This window comes from Streptomyces sp. NPDC087906 (assembly GCF_055584925.1).
In genome coordinates, this window is sequence record NZ_JBVJLC010000001.1 from 38,930 (window position 1) to 57,177 (window position 18,248).

Genomic DNA, 18,248 nt, shown 5'->3' on the forward strand with positions numbered 1-18,248 from the left:
CTGCGCACGCCCGTGCGGCTCCGTACGTGAGAATGGGGGCGTGACCTCCGCTGACGACTCCCCGCTCCCCGCCCGCCCCCGGCTGATCGCCACGGATCTGGACGGCACCCTGCTGCGCGACGACAAGACCGTCTCCGCCCGTACGGTCGACGCCCTGGCCGCCGCGGAGAAGGCCGGCATCGAGGTCTTCTTCGTCACCGGCCGGCCCGCCCGCTGGATGGACGTCGTCAGCGCGCATGTGCACGGCCACGGCCTCGCGATCTGCGCGAACGGCGCCGTCGTCGCCGACCTGCACGCGGGCGGTGAACCGGTCGAGGTCCGGCCGCTGCCGCGCCCGACCGCGCTCGGCGTCGTACGGATCCTGCGCGACGCCGCCCCCGGCACGTCCTTCGCCGTGGAACTGACGACCGGCATCCACTACGAGCCCGAGTACCCGCCCTTCCACCAAGACCCCGGTGCGACCGTCGCCGCCGCCGAAACGCTGCTGCACGAGGAGAAGAAAGGTTCCTGCGCGCCGGTCGTGAAGCTGCTCGCCCACCACCCGACGCTCACTCCCGACGGCTTCCTCACCCTGGCCCGGACAGCCGCCGGCGACCGCGCCTCCTTCACCCGGTCCAGCCCCAGCGCGCTGCTCGAAGTCAGCGATCTCGGCGTGAGCAAGGCGAGCACCCTCGCGCTCTGCTGCGCCGAGCGCGGCATCTCGTCGGACGAGGTCGTCGCGTTCGGCGACATGCCCAACGACCTGGAGATGCTGACCTGGGCCGGTACGTCGTTCGCGATGGGCAACGCCCATCCCGACGTCCTCGCCGCCGCTTCCGGCCGTACCGCAACCAACAACGAGGACGGCGTCGCCGTCGTCATCGAGCGGATCCTCGCCCGCCTCTGACGCCCCTCACAACTCGGCCGCCACCTGCAGCGGGGCCTCCCAGACCACCGTCGTACCGGCCCCGCCCGCGCCGATGCCCGGCGCGCCCGCGCTCGATCCGCCCAGCGCCTCGGCCCTGCGCGCCAGATTGCGCAGCCCGCTGCGCCGGCCGCCCTCCGGGATGCCCACCCCGTCGTCGGCGACCGAGAGCCGGACCGCCGGCGCGCCGTCGGGCAGCCGCGCCGTCGCGTCGACCACCACCTCGATCCGGCTGGCGTGCGCGTGCCGGAAGGCGTTGGACAGCGCCTCGCGCAGCGCCGCGATCAGGTTCTTCCCCGACAGCTCACCGACAGCGGCGTCGACAGGCCCGACGAAACGGTGGGCGGGGGTGAAGCCCAGCGGCACGGCCGCCATCTTGATCTCCCGCAGCACCCGGGTACGCAGCCCGGCCGGCGCCTCGGCAGGACCCTGCTGCAAGGCGAAGATCGCCGTCCGGATCTCCTGGATGGTCACGTCCAGCTCGTCCACCGCCTTGCCGATCCCCTGGTGTACGGCGGGCGTGACCGTGCCGCGCTGGGCGCTCTCCAGCATCATGCCGGTGGCGAACAGCCGCTGGATGACGAGATCGTGCAGATCACGGGCGATCCGGTCGCGGTCCTCCAGGACCACGAGCCGCTCCCGGTCGCGCTGCGCCTCGGCCATCATCAGCGCGACGGCGGCCTGCGAGGCGAACTGCGTGGCGAGGATGCGTTCGGTCTCGCTGAACCGGCGCGCGCCCCGCCCACGGGGGGTGATGAGCGAGCCCAGCACCCGGCCGCCGCTCTGCAGCGGCAGGATCATCATCGGCCCGAACGGCTTGGCGTACGTGGTGACCATCCGCGGATCGGCGGCCGCGTCGTCGAGGAACAGGGACTCGCCGTTCATCATGGCCGCGACCACGAAGCTCTCCGGCGGGACGATGTCGCCCAGCTCGGCGGGGGTCGGCAGGTCGGTGCTGATGGCGGCGATCTGCAGACCGCCCTCGACGGTCGGCAGCAGGACGACACCGGCTGCCGCGTCGGCGAGCCTGCGGGCCTGTTCGGCGACCACGGACAGCGCGTCGGTCGCCTCACCGCCGGAGAGCAGCGCCGTGGTGACGGCGACCGAGCCGTCGATCCACCGCTCGCGCTGCCGCGCCGCCTCGTACAGCCGGGCGTTGCCTATGGCGATGCCCGCCTCGGTGGCGAGGACGCGCAGCATGTGCAGGTCGTGCTCGTTGAACTCCTCGCCGTCGTGCTTCTCGGCGAGACAGAGATTGCCGAAGATCCGGCCCTGGACGCGGACGGGAACGCCGAGGAAGCTGCGCATCGGCGGATGGCCCGGCGGGAAGCCTGCGAAGCGCTCGTCGGCCGTCAGATCGGCGAGCCTGAGCGGTGACGGATCGCGGATCAGCGCGCCGAGCAGCCCGCGGCGCCCGTCGGGGCGCCGTCCGATCACCTCGGCCACCTCGTCGTCCACGCCGTACGTCACGAACTCTTCGAGCCCGTCGCCCGTCTCGTCCACGACGCCGATCGCCGCGTAGCGGGCGTCGCCCAGCTCGGCCGCCGTCTCGCAGATCCGGTCGAGGGTGGAGCGCAGTTCCAGGCCCATGCCGATGGAGCGCATGGCCTCCAGCAGCCGTGGCACCCGCGCGGTCACCTCGGTCGACAGGCCCTGGAGGTCGCGGGCCGCGTTGGCGGCGGCGTCGGCCGGGTCCAGGTCGGTCGATTCGGGTGGATTCATACCACCGAGACTAGTAAGTGTTATTTGCTGGGGAAAGTCGGTTGCCGACCGGGGCTCCCACCGGCTCCCCCGTCGGCTCCCCCGTCGGCTCCCCCGCCGGGCCGCCCGCCAGGCCGCCCACCAGATCTCCCGCACGCTCCCGCGCCAGCAGCCCGCGCAGCGGTCCTTCGACGACGGCCAGCTCCTCGTACGAACCGCGCTGTACGGTCCTGCCCGCGTCGAGGACGATCACCTCGTCGACGCTGTCCAGACCGCGCAGCCGGTGCGTGATGAGCAGCGTCGTCCGGCCTTCGGTCGCCGCCAGCAGATCGGCGGTCAGCGCGTCGGCCGTCGCCAGGTCCAGATGTTCGGCGGGCTCGTCCAGCACCAGTACGGGAAAGTCGGCGAGCAGCGCGCGGGCCAGCGCCAGGCGCTGGCGCTGGCCGCCGGAGAGCCGCGCGCCGTGCTCGCCCACGAGGGTGTCCAGGCCGTGCGGAAGGCCGTCGACCCACTCCAGCAGCCGGGCCCGGCGCAGTGCGTCGCGCAGCTCGTCCTCGGTCGCCGTCGTGCGGGCGAGCCTCAGGTTCTCCCGTACGGAACTGTCGAAGAGGTGCGCGTCCTGGGCGCAGAGACCGACGAAGCGGCGCACCGCGTCACCGTCGAGCGTGGCGGCGTCCGTACCGCCGAGCCGGTAGCCGCCCTCCCCGGCGTCCAGGAACCGCAGCAGCACCTGGGCGAGGGTGGTCTTGCCCGAACCGGAGGGCCCCACGACGGCCACCCGCTTGCCGGGGGTCAGGGTCAGGTCGAACCCGCTGAGCGCGTCGCGCTCCTGGCCCGCGTACCGCGCCGCGACCCCCCGTAGCTCCAGCGGGAACGGTACGGCGGGCGCTGCGGCCGGGTGCTCGGGCTCCTGTACGGGGACGGGCGCGTCCAGCACCTCGTACACCCGCTCGGCGCTGCGCCGGGCCTGCCTGCGGTACTGGACGGCCAGCGGCAGCCCGGTGACGGCCTCGAACGCGGCCAGCGGGGTGAGGACGACAACGGCGAGCTGGACACCGGCGAGGCGCCCTTCGCGTACCGCCTGCACCCCGACGGCCGCGGCGGCGGCGACGGTCAGCCCGCAGGCCAGCGCGGAGAGCCCGCCGCCGAGCGCGGCGGCGCTCGCGCCCCGCCTGGTGATCGCCGTCAGCGTGGCGTCGCTCGCACGGGTCCCGCGCAGCCGGCGCTTGAGCGCACCGGCCACGGTCAGTTCGGCGGTCCCCCTGAGCAGGTCGGCGACCTGGGTCGCCAGCGCGCCGCGGGCCGGGGCGAGCCGCCGCTCGGCGCCGCGGGCACAGGCGCCGCTCAGCAGCGGTACGCCGACCCCGGCGACGAGCAGCCCCACCGCCAGGACGGCGCCCGCCTCGGGCAGCAGCCAGCCGGTGAAACCGACGGTGGCGGCCGACACGACCAGGGCCGTCCCCGCGGGCAGCAGCCAGCGCAGCCAGTAGTCCTGGAGCGCGTCCACATCGGCGACCAGCCGGGACAGCAGATCACCGCGCCTGGTCGCGCGCAGCCCGGCGGGTGCGATGCGCTCCAGCCGCCGGTAGACGGAGACCCGGAGGTCGGCGAGCATCCTGAGCACCGCGTCGTGCGACACGACGCGCTCGGCGTAACGGAACACGGCGCGCCCCATGCCGAAGGCGCGGGTCGCCGTCACCGCCACCATCAGATACAGGACGGGCGGCTCCTGCGAGGCGCGGGAGATCAGCCATCCGGAGACGGCCATGAGGCCGACGGCGGAGCCGAGCGCGAGGCTGCCGAGCAGCAGCGCCAGGGCGAAACGGCCGCGCAGCGCTCCGGCCGCCGCCCGCACCCGGGCCAGGGGCGCAAGCGCCCCGCGCGACGCGGTATCGGAATCGGGAGCAGAAGGAGAAGCAGAAACGGAAGCCGAGCCGGGAGCCGTGCCGGTGCCTGCGCCGGTTTCGGTGCCTGCGCCTGCACCTGCGCCTGCGCCTGAAGCCTCGGACCGCCCCAATGCCTGCGAGGCCTCCACCGACGCCGGGCGCGACGGTACGTCCCCAGCCGTCGCCGCCAGCGTCACCACCCGGTCCGCGACCGCCAGCAGCGCCGGCCGGTGGACGACCAGCAGCACCGTCCGGCCGGCCGCCAGCCGCCGTACCGCGTCCACGACGCCCGCCTCCGTCTCGCCGTCGAGCGCCGCCGTCGGCTCGTCGAGCAGCAGCAGCGGCCGGTCGGCGAGGAAGGCCCTGGCCAGGGCGAGCCGCTGACGCTGGCCCGCCGAGAGCCCCGCACCGTCCTCGCCCAACACGGTGTCCACACCGTGGGGGAGCGCGGCCACGAAACCCTCGGCCCCGGCGTCACGCAGCGCGCGGGCCACCGCCGCCTCGTCCGCCTCCGGCTTGGCCAGCCGTACGTTCTCGGCGATCGTGCCCGCGAAGAGGTACGGCCGCTGCGGCACCCACGCGATCCGCTCCCGCCACCGCTCCTGGTCCAGGGATGCCAGGTCGAGGCCGCCCACCCGGATCCGGCCGCTGTCCGGGGCGGTGAACCCGAGCACCACGTCGAGCAGCGTGGACTTGCCGACCCCGCTGGGGCCGACCAGGGCGACCGTCTCCCCCGGCTCGACCGTCAGCGTCGCGGCGTCCAACGAGGGCCCGCTGCGCCCCTCGTGGCGGACCGTCACACCGTCCAGTTCCAGCCGTACCGCACCGGGCACCTCGCCCGTACCGCCGCGCCGCGGCTCGGTCTCCAGGACGGCGAAGATCTCCTCCGCCGCGGCCAGTCCCTCGGCCGCCGCGTGGTACTGCGCGCCCACCTGCCGGATCGGCAGATACGCCTCCGGCGCGAGGATCAGCACCAGCAGACCCGTGTACAGATCGAGGTTGCCGTGGACGAGCCGCAGTCCGATGTCGACCGCGACCAGCGCCACGGACAGCGTCGACAGCAGCTCCAGCGCGAACGACGACAGGAAGGCGATCCGCAGGGTGCGTAGGGTGGCCTGCCGGTAGTCCGAGGTGATCCGGCGGACCGCTTCGGCCTGCGCCTTGGCCCGGCCGAAGACCTTCAGGGTCGGCAGCCCGGCGACCACGTCGAGGAAGTGGCCCGACAGCCGGGACAGCAGCCGCCACTGACGGTCCATCCTCGACTGGGTGGCCCGTCCGATCAGCACCATGAACAGCGGGATCAGCGGGAGGGTCACCACGATGATCCCGGCGGACAGCCAGTCCTCGGTGACGATGCGCGCGAGGACGGCGACGGGCACGACCACCGCGAGCCCCAACTGCGGCAGATAGCGGGAGAAGTAGTCGTCCAGGGCGTCGACCCCACGGGTCGCCAGCGCGACCAGCGAGCCGGTGCGCTGACCGCTCAGCCAACCGGGGCCCAGCTCGGCCGCCCGCTCCAGCAGCCGGCCGCGCAGTTCGGACTTGACCGCCGCGCTCGCCCGGTGGGCGGCCAGTTCGGTGAGCCAGCCGACCAGCGCCCGTCCGACGGCGACAGCGACGAGCAGCAGCAGGGGAGTGCGCAGCCCCGAGCCGTCGAGTCCGCGCTGGAACGCGCCGACCACTATCTCGGCGATCAGCATCGCCTGAGCGACGATCAGACCGGCGCCGACCAACCCGAGTGCCACCACGGCGGCCAGGAAGAACCGGGTGGCTCGGGCGTAGCGCAGCAGCCGGGGGTCGATTGGTTTCACGTGAAACACCGCCCTCTCAGTGCGCGTCGGCGCTCTGCGCGTCGGCGGCGAGGTGCGCGTCGGCGCTCTGCGCGTCGGCAAGGTGCGCATCGGCACCGTGCGCGTCGGCGATGTGCTGGGTGCCGATCCGCTTGCGGAAGACCCAGTACGTCCAGCCCTGGTAGAGCATGACGAGCGGGGCGCAGATGCCCGCGCACCACGTCATGATCTTCAAGGTGTACGGGGTGGAGGAGGCGTTGGTGACGGTCAGGTTCCACTGCTCGTTCAGCGACGAGGGCATGACGTTCGGGAAGAGCGTCAGGAAGAACATCGCGATCACCGCCGCGATCGTCACCCCGGACAGGGCGAACGAGCGTCCTTCCCGGCCCGCACCGATGGCCACGACCGCTCCGGCGAGCGCGACCACGGCGACGATCATCGCGATCAGGCTCTTGCCGTCGCCGCTGGCCGCCTGGGTCCAGCTCAGGAAGCCGACGGCGAGGGCCGCGGTGACGGCTCCCAGCACCAGGGCCAGCTTCCTGGCCCGTACCCGGATGTCCCCCACGGTCTTGAGGGCGGCGAACACCGCGCCGTGGAAGGTGAACAGCGCCAGCGTGACCAGCCCGCCGGTGAGGGCGTACGGGTTGAGCAGATCGCCGAGACCGCCGACGTACTCCATGTGCGCGTCGATCTTCACGCCGTGCACGATGTTGCCGAAGGCCACACCCCACAGCACGGCGGGCAGCAGGGAGGTCCAGAAGATGGCGTGCTCCCAGTTGCGCTGCCAGCGCTCCTCCGGGCGCTTGGCCCGGTACTCGAAGGCGACACCGCGCACGATCAGACAGACCAGGATGAGCAGCAGCGGCAGGTAGAAGCCGGAGAAGAGGGTGGCGTACCAGTCGGGGAAGGCGGCGAACGTGGCACCGCCCGCGCTCAGCAGCCATACCTCGTTGCCGTCCCAGACGGGTCCGATGGTGTTGATGAGGACCCGCCGCTCGGCGCGGCCGCGCGCGAGCAGTTTGGTCAGCACCCCGATGCCGAAGTCGAACCCTTCGAGGAAGAAGTAGCCGGTCCACAGGACCGCGATCAGCACGAACCAGACGTCGTGGAGTTCCATGATCGGTCAGCTCCTCTCAAGCCTCAGTACGAGAAGGCCATCGGCCGGTCGGCGTCGGTGTGGTCGCCGCCGATCCTGGTGGGCGGGTTGAGGTCGGCCTCGCTCAGTTCGGGCGGTCCTGCCTTGATGTACTTCACGAGCAGCTTGACCTCGACGACGGCGAGGGCGGCGTAGAGCAGGGTGAAAACGATCAGCGAGGTGAGCACTTCGCCCTGGGACACGCTGGGGGAGACCGCGTCGGCGGTGCGCAGCACGCCGTACACCACCCAGGGCTGGCGGCCGGTCTCGGTGAAGATCCAGCCGAACGAGGTGGAGATGAGCGGGAAGCCGATCGTGCCGAGTGCGGTGATCCAGTACCAGCCGCTGAGCCGCGGGCCGAGCGCCTTGTTCCGGAAGAGCACCAGATTCGGTACCTCGTCCTCGCCGGTCCGCAACCGGGCCGGCAGCAGGAACGTGCGCCGCGTCAGCCAGAGTCCGGCGGCCCCGACGGCGAACGACGTCATGCCGAAGCCGATCATCAGCCGGAAGCTCCAGTACTGGACCGGGATGTTGGGCCGGTAGTCGCCGGGGCCGAACTTCTGCTGCTCGGCCTTGTTGATGTCGTTGATGCCGGGCACGTACGAGGTGAAGTCGTCGTTGGCGAGGAAGGACAGCAGGCCGGGGATCTCGAACTCGACAGTGTTGTGGCCCTTCTCCACGTCGCCGTAGGCGAACAGGGAGAACGGCGCGGGCTTCTGGCCGTCCCACAGGGCTTCGGCCGCCGCCATCTTCATCGGCTGCTGCTTGAACATGACCTTGCCCAGGGCGTCGCCGCTGAGGGCGGTGAGTGCGCCCGCGATCACCAGCGTGACCAGCCCCACCCGCAGCGAGGTGCGCATCACCTGGATGTGCTTCTTCCGGCCGAGGTGGAAGGCGGCCGTGCCGGCCATGAAGGCGCCGCCCACCAGGAAGGCCACCGTGATGATGTGGGCGAACTGGGTGAGCGCGGTTTCCTGGGTCAGGACGGCCCAGAAATCGGTGAGTTCGGCACGGCCGGCTTTCTCGTTGATCCGGTAGCCGATGGGGTGCTGCATCCAGGAGTTGGCCGCGAGGATGAAATACGCGGACAGGACCGTGCCGATCGACACCATCCAGATACAGGCGAGATGGATCTTCTTCGGCAGCTTGTCCCAGCCGAAGATCCACAGCCCCACGAAGGTCGATTCGAAGAAGAACGCGATGAGCGCTTCGAAGGCGAGCGGGGCGCCGAAGATGTCGCCGACGAACCGCGAATAGTCCGACCAGTTCATGCCGAACTGGAACTCCTGCACGATGCCGGTGACCACACCCATCGCGATATTGATCAGGAAGAGCTTGCCCCAGAATTTCGTGGCCGTGAGGTACTTGGGGTTCTCCGTCCGCACCCAGGCGGTCTGCAGCCCGGCGGTCAGGGCGCCGAGCGAGATCGTCAGGGGGACGAAGAGGAAGTGGTAGACGGTGGTGATGCCGAACTGCCAGCGCGCCAGGGTCTCCGGTGCCAGAGCGAGGTCCACGTCGTCTCTCCTTACATCGCCGTGGTCGTCAGCGGCGGGTTGTCCCCTTCGTCCCGGAGGTAACGGCGGAAACCAGAGGAAACCTTGTGAATGCGTTCACATTCACAAGCATTATGTCGCACACGCATCCGGATATTCACGGGGGGTCCCGTGACCCCGGTCACTCCTCGCGGAGCCACCGGAGCACGGGGTCACCAGGCCGGTCACCAGGCTGGTCATCAAGCCGGTCATCAAGCCGGTCACCGGGGCCGGTCAGGCCGGTCCAGGCCGGCCATCAGGCCGTGCGGACCGGCGGCTACAGCTCCTTGCGGAACGTCTCGGCCGCCTGCAGGAACAGGTCGTTGGCCGCGACCTCGCCGATGGTGACCCGTACGCCCTCGCCGCCGAACGGCCGGACCACCACACCGGCCCGCTCGCACGCGGTGGCGAACTCAAGGGTGCGCTCACCGAGCCGCAGCCAGACGAAGTTGGCCTGCGTCTCCGGCACCGTCCAGCCCTGCTCCAGCAGCCCCTTGTGGACCCGGTCACGCTCGACCACCAGCGCGTCGACCCGCTCCAGCAGCGCGTCCTCGGCCCGCAGCGAGGCGACAGCCGCGTCCTGGGCGATCTGGCTCACCCCGAACGGCACCGCCGTCTTGCGCAGCGCCGCCGCCACCGGCTCGTGGGCGATGGCGAAACCGACCCGCAGCCCCGCGAGCCCGTACGCCTTGGAGAAGGTCCGCAGGACGGCCACATTCGGCCGCTCGCGGTAGAGCTCGACGCCGTCCGGGATCTCGGGGTCCCGGTTGAACTCGCGGTACGCCTCGTCCAGGACGACCAGGACATCGCTCGGCACCCGGTCCAGGAACCGCTCCAGCTCCGCCCTGCGCACCACCGTGCCGGTCGGGTTGTTCGGGTTGCAGACCAGGATCATCCGCGTCCGGTCCGTGATCGCCCCGGCCATCGCGTCCAGGTCGTGCACATCGCCCGCCGTCAGCGGCACCTGTACGGACCGGGCGCCCGAGACCTGCACGATGATCGGATAGGCCTCGAAGGACCGCCAGGCGTAGACAACCTCGTCACCCGGTCCGGACGTGGCCTGAACAAGTTGCTGGGCCACACCGACGGATCCGGTACCGGTCGCCAGATGCGCGACGGGCACATCGAAGCGCCCTGCCAGCTCGTTCATCAGACCGGTACAGGCCATGTCCGGGTAGCGGTTGAAGACCCCGGCGGCCGCCGTCACCCGCTCCATCACGCCGGGCAGCGGCGGGTAGGGGTTCTCGTTGGAGGAGAGCTTGTACGTGACGGGCCCGCCGACCGCCGCCGGCCTGCCCGGGACATAGCTCGGGATGCCGTCCAGTTCGGCGCGCAGTTTGGGGCTCGTCTCACTCACCGCAGGTCCTCCTCGGCCGCTCGCGGATCCGTACCGCGTTCAATACTCCTCACCATATGAGGATTCGGCGCCCCTGCGAATGGCGGGCCCGGCATTGCCCCGGATCGGGGCCGCAGGCCGGTACCCGACGGGGGGCGCACTTCCCAGCAGGCGCGCGCTGGTGGCTCGCGCCGTGGCGCGCGTCCCCCGTAGTGGTGAGTTGAGACCTCTTCGAAACATGGCCCCTTCGACAGGTCTACACCGCCCGTTGCATGGAAGACCATCGCTGAATGGCATAACTCCCTTGCAATCCATACCCGTTGACCTTTGTTGATCATGCAGAAACGTGCCTGTCAATAGGTGCATATGCGACCGGCCTTACCACCCGCCAGCGCCCTACTATCGGCTCGCCATGACAGCAGCAGGGAAACACCAGGTGAGCCGGACGGACACAACGCGCCGGGGAAGCCGGCAAGGTCGGGCGGGCATCCGGGACGTAGCCGCCGCAGCCGGTGTCTCCATCACGACTGTCTCGGACGCGCTCAACGGCAAAGGCCGCTTACCCGACGCCACCCGGCGTCATGTCCGCGAGGTCGCGGAACGGCTCGGTTACCGGCCGTCCGCCGCCGCCAGAACCCTCCGTACCGGCAAGTCCGGCCTGATCGGCCTGACCGTGACCACGTACGGGGATGAACCTTTCACCTTCACCGAATTCGCCTACTTCGCCGAGATGGCCAGAGCCGCCACATCGGCCGCGCTGGCCCGCGGCTACGCCCTCGTCATCCTGCCCGCCACCTCACGCCATGACGTCTGGTCGAACGTCGCCCTCGACGGGACCGTCGTCATCGACCCGTCCGACCACGACCCGGTCGTCGCCGAACTCGTCCGCCAGGGCCTGCCCGTCGTCTCCGACGGCCGCCCGGCCGGCACCCTGCCCGTCACCGCCTGGGTCGACAACGACCACGAGGCGGCCGTCCTCGATCTGCTCGACCATCTCGCCGACGCCGGCGCCCGCCGGATCGGACTGCTCACCGGCACCACGACGGACACGTACACCCGGCTCTCCACCACCGCCTATCTGCACTGGTGCGAGCGGGTCGGCCAGGACCCGGTCTACGAGTCGTACCCCGCGCACGATCCCTGCGCCGGCGCCGTCGCCGCCGACCGGCTGCTGGCCCGTCCGGACCGCCCGGACGCCGTGTACGGCCTCTTCGACCCCAACGGCACCGATCTGCTGGCCGCGGCCCGCCGCTACGGCCTGCGGGTCCCTGAGGACCTGCTGCTGGTCTGCTGCAGCGAGTCCACCGTCTACGCGTCGACCGAGCCGCCCATCACGACGCTCTCGCTGAAGCCGCGCCGCATCGGCACCGCCGTGATCCAGCTCCTGATCGACGCGATCGAGGGGATCGAGACCGAAGGCCCCGTCGAGCAGGTGATACCGACCGAACTCATCGTGCGGACCTCGTCGCAGCGCCGCCCGCCCCGCACCACCGTCAGCGCGCCACGCTCCCCGACCTCCCCGAAGAGGGACTGACCGAAGGTCTGTTCCTTTCGCAATTGGGGCGATCAGCGCGAAAACCGCCTGTGAACCGGGAGACCGATCGGATTCACCACCCCTGGTGCGTCACACAGGCGGAGCTGCATTCCTATGATGGGCGCACGACACCACGGACTTTCCCCGGCGAGGGGTGGGCAGACCCCCACCCGACCGGGCAGGCCCGACAGGTGTACGGCGGCGCGACGGTGGTGGAGGGGTCGATGACACAGGGGGCCGGTCAGGAACCCGTGGTGCGGACGGCGACGTTGCGCGACTTCCGCGTACCGCCGTACGCGCAGGTTCCCGTGCAGTCGGGGCAGCTCTTCGAGCCGGCCCCCGTGGCCCTCGGTCCGAGCGGGCACCCCGGCAACGCGGTGCCCGCCGACGAACCGCCGGAGGGCTACACCCCGACCGAGCGCGACCTGCCGGTGATCGGCCACGAACCCACCGTCCAGGTGCGGGTCGAGGCCGACGGCGCCCCGTCCCCCGACGGCCTCGGACCGCTCTACGTCGTCGGCGACGTCCACGGCTACATCGACGAACTGCTCGCGGCACTCACCGAGCAGGGCCTCATCGACGCCGAAGGCCACTGGGCGGCCGGCACGGCCCGCCTCTGGTTCCTCGGCGACTTCACCGACCGCGGCCCCGACGGCATCGGCGTCATCGACCTCGTCATGCGGCTGTCCGCCGAAGCCGCGGCGGCAGGCGGCTACTGCAAGGCCCTGATGGGCAATCACGAGCTGCTGATCCTCGGCGCCCGGCGGTTCGCCGACACCCCCGTCAACTCGGGCGCGGGCACCGCCACCTTCCAGGCGGCCTGGCTGCTCAACGGCGGCCAGAAGAGCGACATGGAACGCCTCCAGGACGTCCATCTGCAGTGGATGTCCCGGCTCGACGCGGTCGTCGAGGAGGACGGGCATCTGCTGATGCACTCCGACACGACCGCCTACCTCGACTACGGCTCGACCATCGACGACGTCAACGACACCGTCCACCAGATCCTCACCCGCAACGACGCCGACGAGTGCTGGGACCTGTTCCGCAAGCTCACCAAACGCTTCGCGTTCCGTGACGACGGCGGCCCGCAGGCCGTCCAGGAACTGCTCGCCCAGTACGGCGGCCACCGCATCGTGCACGGTCACAGCCCCATTCCGTATTTGCTCGGCGAAGTGGGCACGGAAGACGCGTCGGACGACAAGGACGACTCGGGCCCCGTGGTGGAAGGGCCACATGTATATGCCGACGGACTCGCCATCGCCATGGACGGCGGCGTGACCATGGCCGGAAAGCTACTGGTCGTCCAACTTCCGTTGCATAACTGACCCAACCCCGGGCAGGTCATTTCCGGAAAGTCACTGTCAACGGGTACCCGTACAGCTCTACCATCGGTTATCCGTAGCAGGCTCTCCTCCGTTTCCGCCGATCGTCCGCACTGAGCGGGCAAAGCGGCCCTACGGAGCATCGGGGGATGCACATGAAAAGCGCTCCGCACCTGCTGAGCGAGGATCGCGCGGATTTCGAGCGGATCCTCGACGAAGCACTGCGCAACGCGCACGACCGTCCGGAACTCGCCGCTGTCGGGCAGCGGCTGAACGCCGAACAACTGCGCACCATGGCTCTCAACGCCACGGCTCTGATCACCGGTTCCGCCTCGGCGGAATACGAACACTTCGCCGCGCTCCGCGAGGAATTCCGTACGCCTGCCAACGCGGCGCCCGTCGGCGGTTCCCTGCTGGCCCCGGCCATCGGGGACGCGGCAGAGACGGGCGCGGGACTCGCCGCCGTCGTCACTGTCCTCGTCCCGCTGCTCGCCGGGATATCCGCGGTGATCTTCCTGCTGGTCGGCTATGTGCTCAAGGCCCTCGATCCACCGCCCGCCTTCGCCGACACGCTGCTCACCGCCGGCTGGTTCTTCGGAGCCGTCACCGCAGCGGGCATCCTGGCCGCCGCGATAGCGCTGCTCATGACGGCGCTGCGCAACGGCTCGACCCAGTTGTCCGCCGGTGAGCAGGGCTCAGGGCCCGAGCTGCCCGAGGAGGTGGCGGAGGCGAGAGAGGTCTGGCGCGAGGCGGTGCTGGAGCGCGGCATCCTGCCGTATCTGCGGGCCGCCCTCGCCGCGCCCGCGGTCGAGCCCGCCCCCGCGCCGCCGCGGCCGGCCGGCCATCTGCCCAAGATGGGGTACAGCCGCCCGGACTTCTCCAGCCCGGACGAGGGCGGACCGAGCGCCGCCCGGCCCACGTACAGCAGTCCTGACTTCTCCAGCCCGGACTTCGGCGGGCCCGAGCACCGCCCGGAGTAGGCCCCGGGCGGCGCTCGGCCGCGGGTTGAGTGCTTGCGCTGTCAGTCCTGCCCTGTCAGTCCTGCCCTGTCAGTCCTGCGCTGTCAGTCCTGCGCTGTCAGTCCTGCGCTGTCAGTCCTGCGCTGTCACTCCGCCAGCGGCAGATACACGCGGTTGCCCGTCGCCGCGAACTCCTTCGACTTCGCGAGCATCCCCGCCTCGATCTCCTCGTCCGAAGCCGAGGCGGCCAGATCAGGGGCGAACTGCTCGGCGATGCTGTGACTGATCTTCATCGAGCAGAACTTGGGCCCGCACATCGAGCAGAAATGCGCGGTCTTCGCCGGTTCCGCCGGCAGCGTCTCGTCGTGGAACTCCCGTGCCGTGTCCGGGTCCAGGGCCAGATTGAACTGGTCCTCCCAGCGGAATTCGAAGCGGGCGTCGGACAGCGCGTCGTCCCAGTCCTGCGCCCCGGGATGGCCCTTGGCGAGATCCGCCGCATGCGCGGCGATCTTGTAGGTGATGACACCGGTCTTGACGTCGTCCCGGTCCGGCAGCCCCAGATGCTCCTTGGGCGTGACGTAGCAGAGCATCGCCGTGCCCCACCAGGCGATCATCGCCGCGCCGATCCCGGAGGTGATGTGGTCGTACGCGGGGGCCACATCGGTGGTCAGCGGGCCGAGCGTGTAGAACGGCGCCTCCTCGCAGATCTCCTGCTGGAGGTCGATGTTCTCCTTGATCTTGTGCATCGGGACATGACCGGGACCCTCGATCATGGTCTGCACGTCGTGCCGCTTGGCGGTCGTGTTCAGCTCCCCCAGCGTGCGCAACTCGGCGAACTGCGCCTCGTCGTTGGCATCGGCGATGGAGCCGGGCCGCAGCCCGTCGCCGAGGGAGTACGTGACGTCGTACGAGGCGAGGATGGTGCACAGCTCCTCGAAGTTCTCGTACAGGAACGACTCCTGATGGTGCGCCAGGCACCACGCGGCCATGATGGAGCCGCCGCGCGAGACGATGCCCGTCTTGCGGCGGGCCGTCAGCGGGACGTACCGCAGCAGCACACCGGCGTGCACGGTCATGTAGTCGACGCCCTGCTCGGCCTGTTCGACGACGGTGTCCCGGTAGATCTCCCAGGTCAGCTCCTCGGCCTTGCCGTCGACCTTTTCGAGCGCCTGGTAGAGCGGCACGGTGCCGATGGGGACGGGGGAGTTGCGCAGCACCCACTCGCGGGTGGTGTGGATGTTGCGCCCGGTGGAGAGGTCCATGACCGTGTCGGCGCCCCACTTGGTGGCCCAGGTCATCTTGTCCACCTCCTCCTCGATGGAGGAAGTGACCGCGGAGTTGCCGATGTTGGCGTTGACCTTCACCAGGAACCGCTTGCCGATGATCATCGGCTCGATCTCCGGGTGGTTGACGTTCGCGGGCAGTACGGCGCGGCCGGCCGCGATCTCCTCGCGTACGACCTCCGGTGCGACGTTCTCCCGGATCGCGACGTACTCCATCTCCGGGGTGATGTCGCCGCGCCGCGCGTACGCGAGCTGGCTGACGGCCTGTCCGTCCCGGCTCCTGCGCGGCTGGCGGGGACGGCCGGGGAAGACGGCGTCGAGGTTGCGCAGCCCGCCGCGCGGGGTGGTGTGCTTGAGCCCGTCGTCCTCGGGGCGTACCGGGCGGCCGGCGTACTCCGCCGTGTCGCCGCGGCTGATGATCCAGTTCTCCCGCAGCGGTGCGAGACCGCGGCGGACATCGGTTTCGACTGCGGGATCGGTGTACGGCCCTGACGTGTCGTACAGCGTCACGTCGGCGCCGTTGGTGAGATGGACCCTGCGGACCGGCACTTGGAGGTCGGGGCGCGAGCCCTGGACATACCCCTTGTGCCAGCCGATGGACCTTGCGGCCTCGCTCGATTCACTCGAAGTGCCGGATCCGCTCGGGGAATCCGAGCCGTCCGAAGAGCCGGAGGCAGACGTGTGTGCGTCCTGAACGGTCATGAGACCTACTCCCTACGCCGGCATTACCCGGTAACAGGTTCGGCGGTCGGCGCAGCGTGGCGGTCCGGGGATACGTCCCAGGGACCGCACGGTCAGCGCCCTCTCAGCCCGGTGCTCCGAGCTCCCGCGTGTGCAAAGGCGTCACCACGCTAACCCCGGCGCGGGCGTGCTGAACAGAGGGCCCCTCGCCTTCTTGCGATGATCGGCGCGTGACCTCACCTCAGCAGCCCCACGAGCCGGCCGGGCACACGCACAGCCATGGGCCGGCGGCGCCGGTTTCCCGTCATCTCCGCAAGGTCATCGCGGCGGTACTGATCCCGTTCGCCGCCGCGGTGGTGGTCGGCCTCGCCGTGCTGTGGCCGGGCGGGGCTCCCGCGCACGAGCGGTCCGGTGTCGGCTTCGACCGGCAGATCGAGCAGGGCCGGGTGACGCGGATTCAGCCGGTCGACTGCAAGGACGTGAACGGCTCCCAGGTCTCCTCGACGGACCCGACGAACCCGACGGACTCGACCGGCCCGGCCGACTCGACGTCGCCGGCGAGCGGTACGCCGTCGGCCGGCGCGTGCAAGAAGGCGACCGTCGAGATCACGTCGGGCAAGGACAAGGGGCGCACTTTCGTGGAGGTCGTCCAGCCGGACGCGCCGCGGCGGTTTCACGTGAAACAAGACGTCGTGCTGGCGTACGCACCGGACGCTCCCCACGATCTGCAGTATTCGGTGACGGATGTGAACCGCAAGCTCCCGCTGGCGCTGCTGGCCGGGATCTTCGCGCTGGCGGTGGTCCTGGTCGGGCGGCTGCGCGGTCTGATGGCGCTGGTGGCGTTGGCGGCCTCCTTCGCCGTCCTGACGCTGTTCATCCTGCCCGCGATCCTGCAAGGCTCGAACCCGCTGGTCGTGGCGGTGGTCGGCGCGAGCGCCATCATGCTGCTCGCGCTCTACATCTGCCACGGTCTGACGGCCCGTACGTCCGTCGCCGTACTCGGCACGCTGATCTCACTGCTGCTGATCGGGCTGCTGGGCTCGGTCTTCATCGACTGGTCGGGCCTGACGGGCAACACCGACGAGAACACCGGTCTGATCCACGGTCTCTATCCGGGGATCGACATGAGCGGTCTGCTGCTGGCGGGCGTGATCATCGGCTCGCTCGGTGTGCTGGACGATGTGACGGTGACGCAGACGTCGGCGGTGTGGGAGCTGCACCAGGCGGATCCGTCGATGGGGCCGCGCGCGCTGTACCGGGCGGGCATCCGGATCGGCAGGGACCACATCGCCTCCGTGGTCAACACGCTCGTGCTGGCGTACGCGGGTGCGGCGCTGCCGCTGCTGCTGCTGTTCTCCATCGCGCAGTCGGGCGTGGGGACGGTCGCCAACAGCGAGCTGGTGGCGGAGGAGATCGTCCGCACGCTGGTGGGCTCGATCGGCCTCGTCGCCTCCGTACCGGTCACGACCGCGCTGGCGGCACTGGTCGTCTCGGCGGACCGTACGGAGTCCGTGGACGCCGGGCCCGGATCCGGGCCCGGGTCGACGCCTCCCGGGCAGCGGACGGCGCCTCCAGGGCCCCTGCCGGCTCCCTCGGGACACGGCGGCAGGGGACGGCGGCGCAAGAAGTAGCCGAGGCAGCCGGCCGTGATCCGTCGGCGGTCAGCCGTCAGCCCGCGTTCTCCTCGGCCAGGATGCGGCCGAGCGCTTCTTCGAGGCAGCCTTCGAAGTCCCCGAGGGCCCGCTCCTGACCGAGCGGGACGAGTCTGTCCGTACGGTCGAGGAAAGCGACCAGCGGCGGCGCGCTGACCCGGAACAGCGCGTGGTCCTCGGCGACCTGGAGCCGGATATGGACGTCGGACAGCTCCTCGGGGGTGGTCGGCGCGATCCGTACGTCGCCGTCCCCGCTGGGGATGTTGATGCCGTCGAGCAGCAGCTCGCGGCCAAAGGTCCAGGTGACGGGTTCGTCACCTGGGAGATGGAAGGTCATCCGTACCGCGTAGGGATCCCCCATCTCGTAATGGAGCTCCACCGGGATGCGGAACGACAGCTCCTCGGAGACGAGGAAGCTCATCAGAACCTCGGCCTGGACCGACTCGCGCATCATGCAACTCCGGAGTAGATACGGCTGGGAATGATCCCCTTGACCCTCTTGACGCAATCGTGCTCCACGCGCTAGCAGATCA

General features: G+C 70.5%; 11 protein-coding genes and 1 pseudogene. 5 read left to right on the plus strand and 7 right to left on the minus strand.

The window, feature by feature from the left end:
* The first annotated feature begins 40 nt into the window (after nt 1–40).
* On the plus strand, nt 41–886 hold the full coding sequence (locus tag ACZ63I_RS00170; RefSeq protein ID WP_469333828.1) for a Cof-type HAD-IIB family hydrolase: 846 nt from the start codon (nt 41–43) through the stop codon (nt 884–886).
* A gap of 6 nt (nt 887–892) precedes the next feature.
* Here the strand turns inward: ACZ63I_RS00170 and ACZ63I_RS00175 are convergent, their stop codons facing one another.
* The 5 genes and pseudogenes from ACZ63I_RS00175 to hisC all read right to left on the minus strand — a co-directional run bounded on the left by ACZ63I_RS00175 (nt 893) and on the right by hisC (nt 10,305).
* Complete coding sequence (locus ACZ63I_RS00175) at nt 893–2,626, minus strand: sensor histidine kinase (protein WP_469333830.1); 1,734 nt, start codon at nt 2,624–2,626, stop codon at nt 893–895.
* A gap of 10 nt (nt 2,627–2,636) precedes the next feature.
* Nucleotides 2,637–6,302, minus strand: a complete 3,666-nt coding sequence (cydD, locus tag ACZ63I_RS00180; RefSeq protein ID WP_469333832.1) for a thiol reductant ABC exporter subunit CydD — start codon at nt 6,300–6,302, stop codon at nt 2,637–2,639.
* Nucleotides 6,303–6,399: 97 nt separating this feature from the next.
* A pseudogene (gene cydB, locus ACZ63I_RS00185) lies at nt 6,400–7,398 on the minus strand (cytochrome d ubiquinol oxidase subunit II); the annotation flags it as partial.
* Between the two features lie 23 nt (nt 7,399–7,421).
* Nucleotides 7,422–8,930, minus strand: coding sequence for a cytochrome ubiquinol oxidase subunit I (locus tag ACZ63I_RS00190; protein ID WP_469333834.1), 1,509 nt, complete (start codon nt 8,928–8,930; stop codon nt 7,422–7,424).
* A 295-nt stretch (nt 8,931–9,225) separates the two neighbouring features.
* The gene (gene hisC / locus ACZ63I_RS00195) at nt 9,226–10,305 is read right to left on the minus strand and encodes a histidinol-phosphate transaminase (protein ID WP_469333836.1); all 1,080 of its coding nucleotides are present in this window, start codon (nt 10,303–10,305) and stop codon (nt 9,226–9,228) included.
* A gap of 391 nt (nt 10,306–10,696) precedes the next feature.
* Here hisC and ACZ63I_RS00200 point away from each other — a divergent pair, with 391 nt between their 5' ends.
* The 3 genes from ACZ63I_RS00200 to ACZ63I_RS00210 all read left to right on the plus strand — a co-directional run bounded on the left by ACZ63I_RS00200 (nt 10,697) and on the right by ACZ63I_RS00210 (nt 14,120).
* Nucleotides 10,697–11,818 (plus strand): LacI family DNA-binding transcriptional regulator, encoded by a 1,122-nt coding sequence (locus tag ACZ63I_RS00200; protein ID WP_469333838.1) that lies wholly within the window; start codon nt 10,697–10,699, stop codon nt 11,816–11,818.
* A gap of 224 nt (nt 11,819–12,042) precedes the next feature.
* Nucleotides 12,043–13,143 (plus strand): metallophosphoesterase, encoded by a 1,101-nt coding sequence (locus ACZ63I_RS00205; protein ID WP_469333840.1) that lies wholly within the window; start codon nt 12,043–12,045, stop codon nt 13,141–13,143.
* 146 nt (nt 13,144–13,289) lie between these two features.
* Nucleotides 13,290–14,120, plus strand: a complete 831-nt coding sequence (locus ACZ63I_RS00210; RefSeq protein ID WP_469333842.1) for a hypothetical protein — start codon at nt 13,290–13,292, stop codon at nt 14,118–14,120.
* A gap of 125 nt (nt 14,121–14,245) precedes the next feature.
* Here ACZ63I_RS00210 and thiC read toward each other — a convergent pair whose 3' ends face one another.
* Nucleotides 14,246–16,084, minus strand: coding sequence for a phosphomethylpyrimidine synthase ThiC (thiC, locus tag ACZ63I_RS00215; RefSeq protein WP_469333843.1), 1,839 nt, complete (start codon nt 16,082–16,084; stop codon nt 14,246–14,248).
* 209 nt (nt 16,085–16,293) lie between these two features.
* Between thiC and ACZ63I_RS00220 the strand changes: the two genes are divergently transcribed.
* Nucleotides 16,294–17,694 carry a YibE/F family protein gene (locus ACZ63I_RS00220; protein WP_469333845.1) on the plus strand — a complete coding sequence of 467 codons (1,401 nt, stop codon included), beginning with the start codon at nt 16,294–16,296 and terminating at the stop codon, nt 17,692–17,694.
* 37 nt (nt 17,695–17,731) lie between these two features.
* Here ACZ63I_RS00220 and ACZ63I_RS00225 read toward each other — a convergent pair whose 3' ends face one another.
* Nucleotides 17,732–18,166, minus strand: a complete 435-nt coding sequence (locus ACZ63I_RS00225) for an SsgA family sporulation/cell division regulator (RefSeq protein ID WP_328585109.1) — start codon at nt 18,164–18,166, stop codon at nt 17,732–17,734.
* Between the last annotated feature and the right edge of the window lie 82 nt (nt 18,167–18,248).

Coding starts and splice junctions, on each gene's coding strand:
- ACZ63I_RS00175 (WP_469333830.1), bottom strand. CDS start 2,626: ATGAATCCACCCGAATCGACCGACCTGGACCCGGCCGACGCCGCCGCC.
- ACZ63I_RS00200 (WP_469333838.1), top strand. CDS start 10,697: ATGACAGCAGCAGGGAAACACCAGGTGAGCCGGACGGACACAACGCGC.
- ACZ63I_RS00205 (WP_469333840.1), top strand. CDS start 12,043: ATGACACAGGGGGCCGGTCAGGAACCCGTGGTGCGGACGGCGACGTTG.
- ACZ63I_RS00210 (WP_469333842.1), top strand. CDS start 13,290: ATGCACATGAAAAGCGCTCCGCACCTGCTGAGCGAGGATCGCGCGGAT.
- thiC (WP_469333843.1), bottom strand. CDS start 16,084: ATGACCGTTCAGGACGCACACACGTCTGCCTCCGGCTCTTCGGACGGC.
- ACZ63I_RS00225 (WP_328585109.1), bottom strand. CDS start 18,166: ATGCGCGAGTCGGTCCAGGCCGAGGTTCTGATGAGCTTCCTCGTCTCC.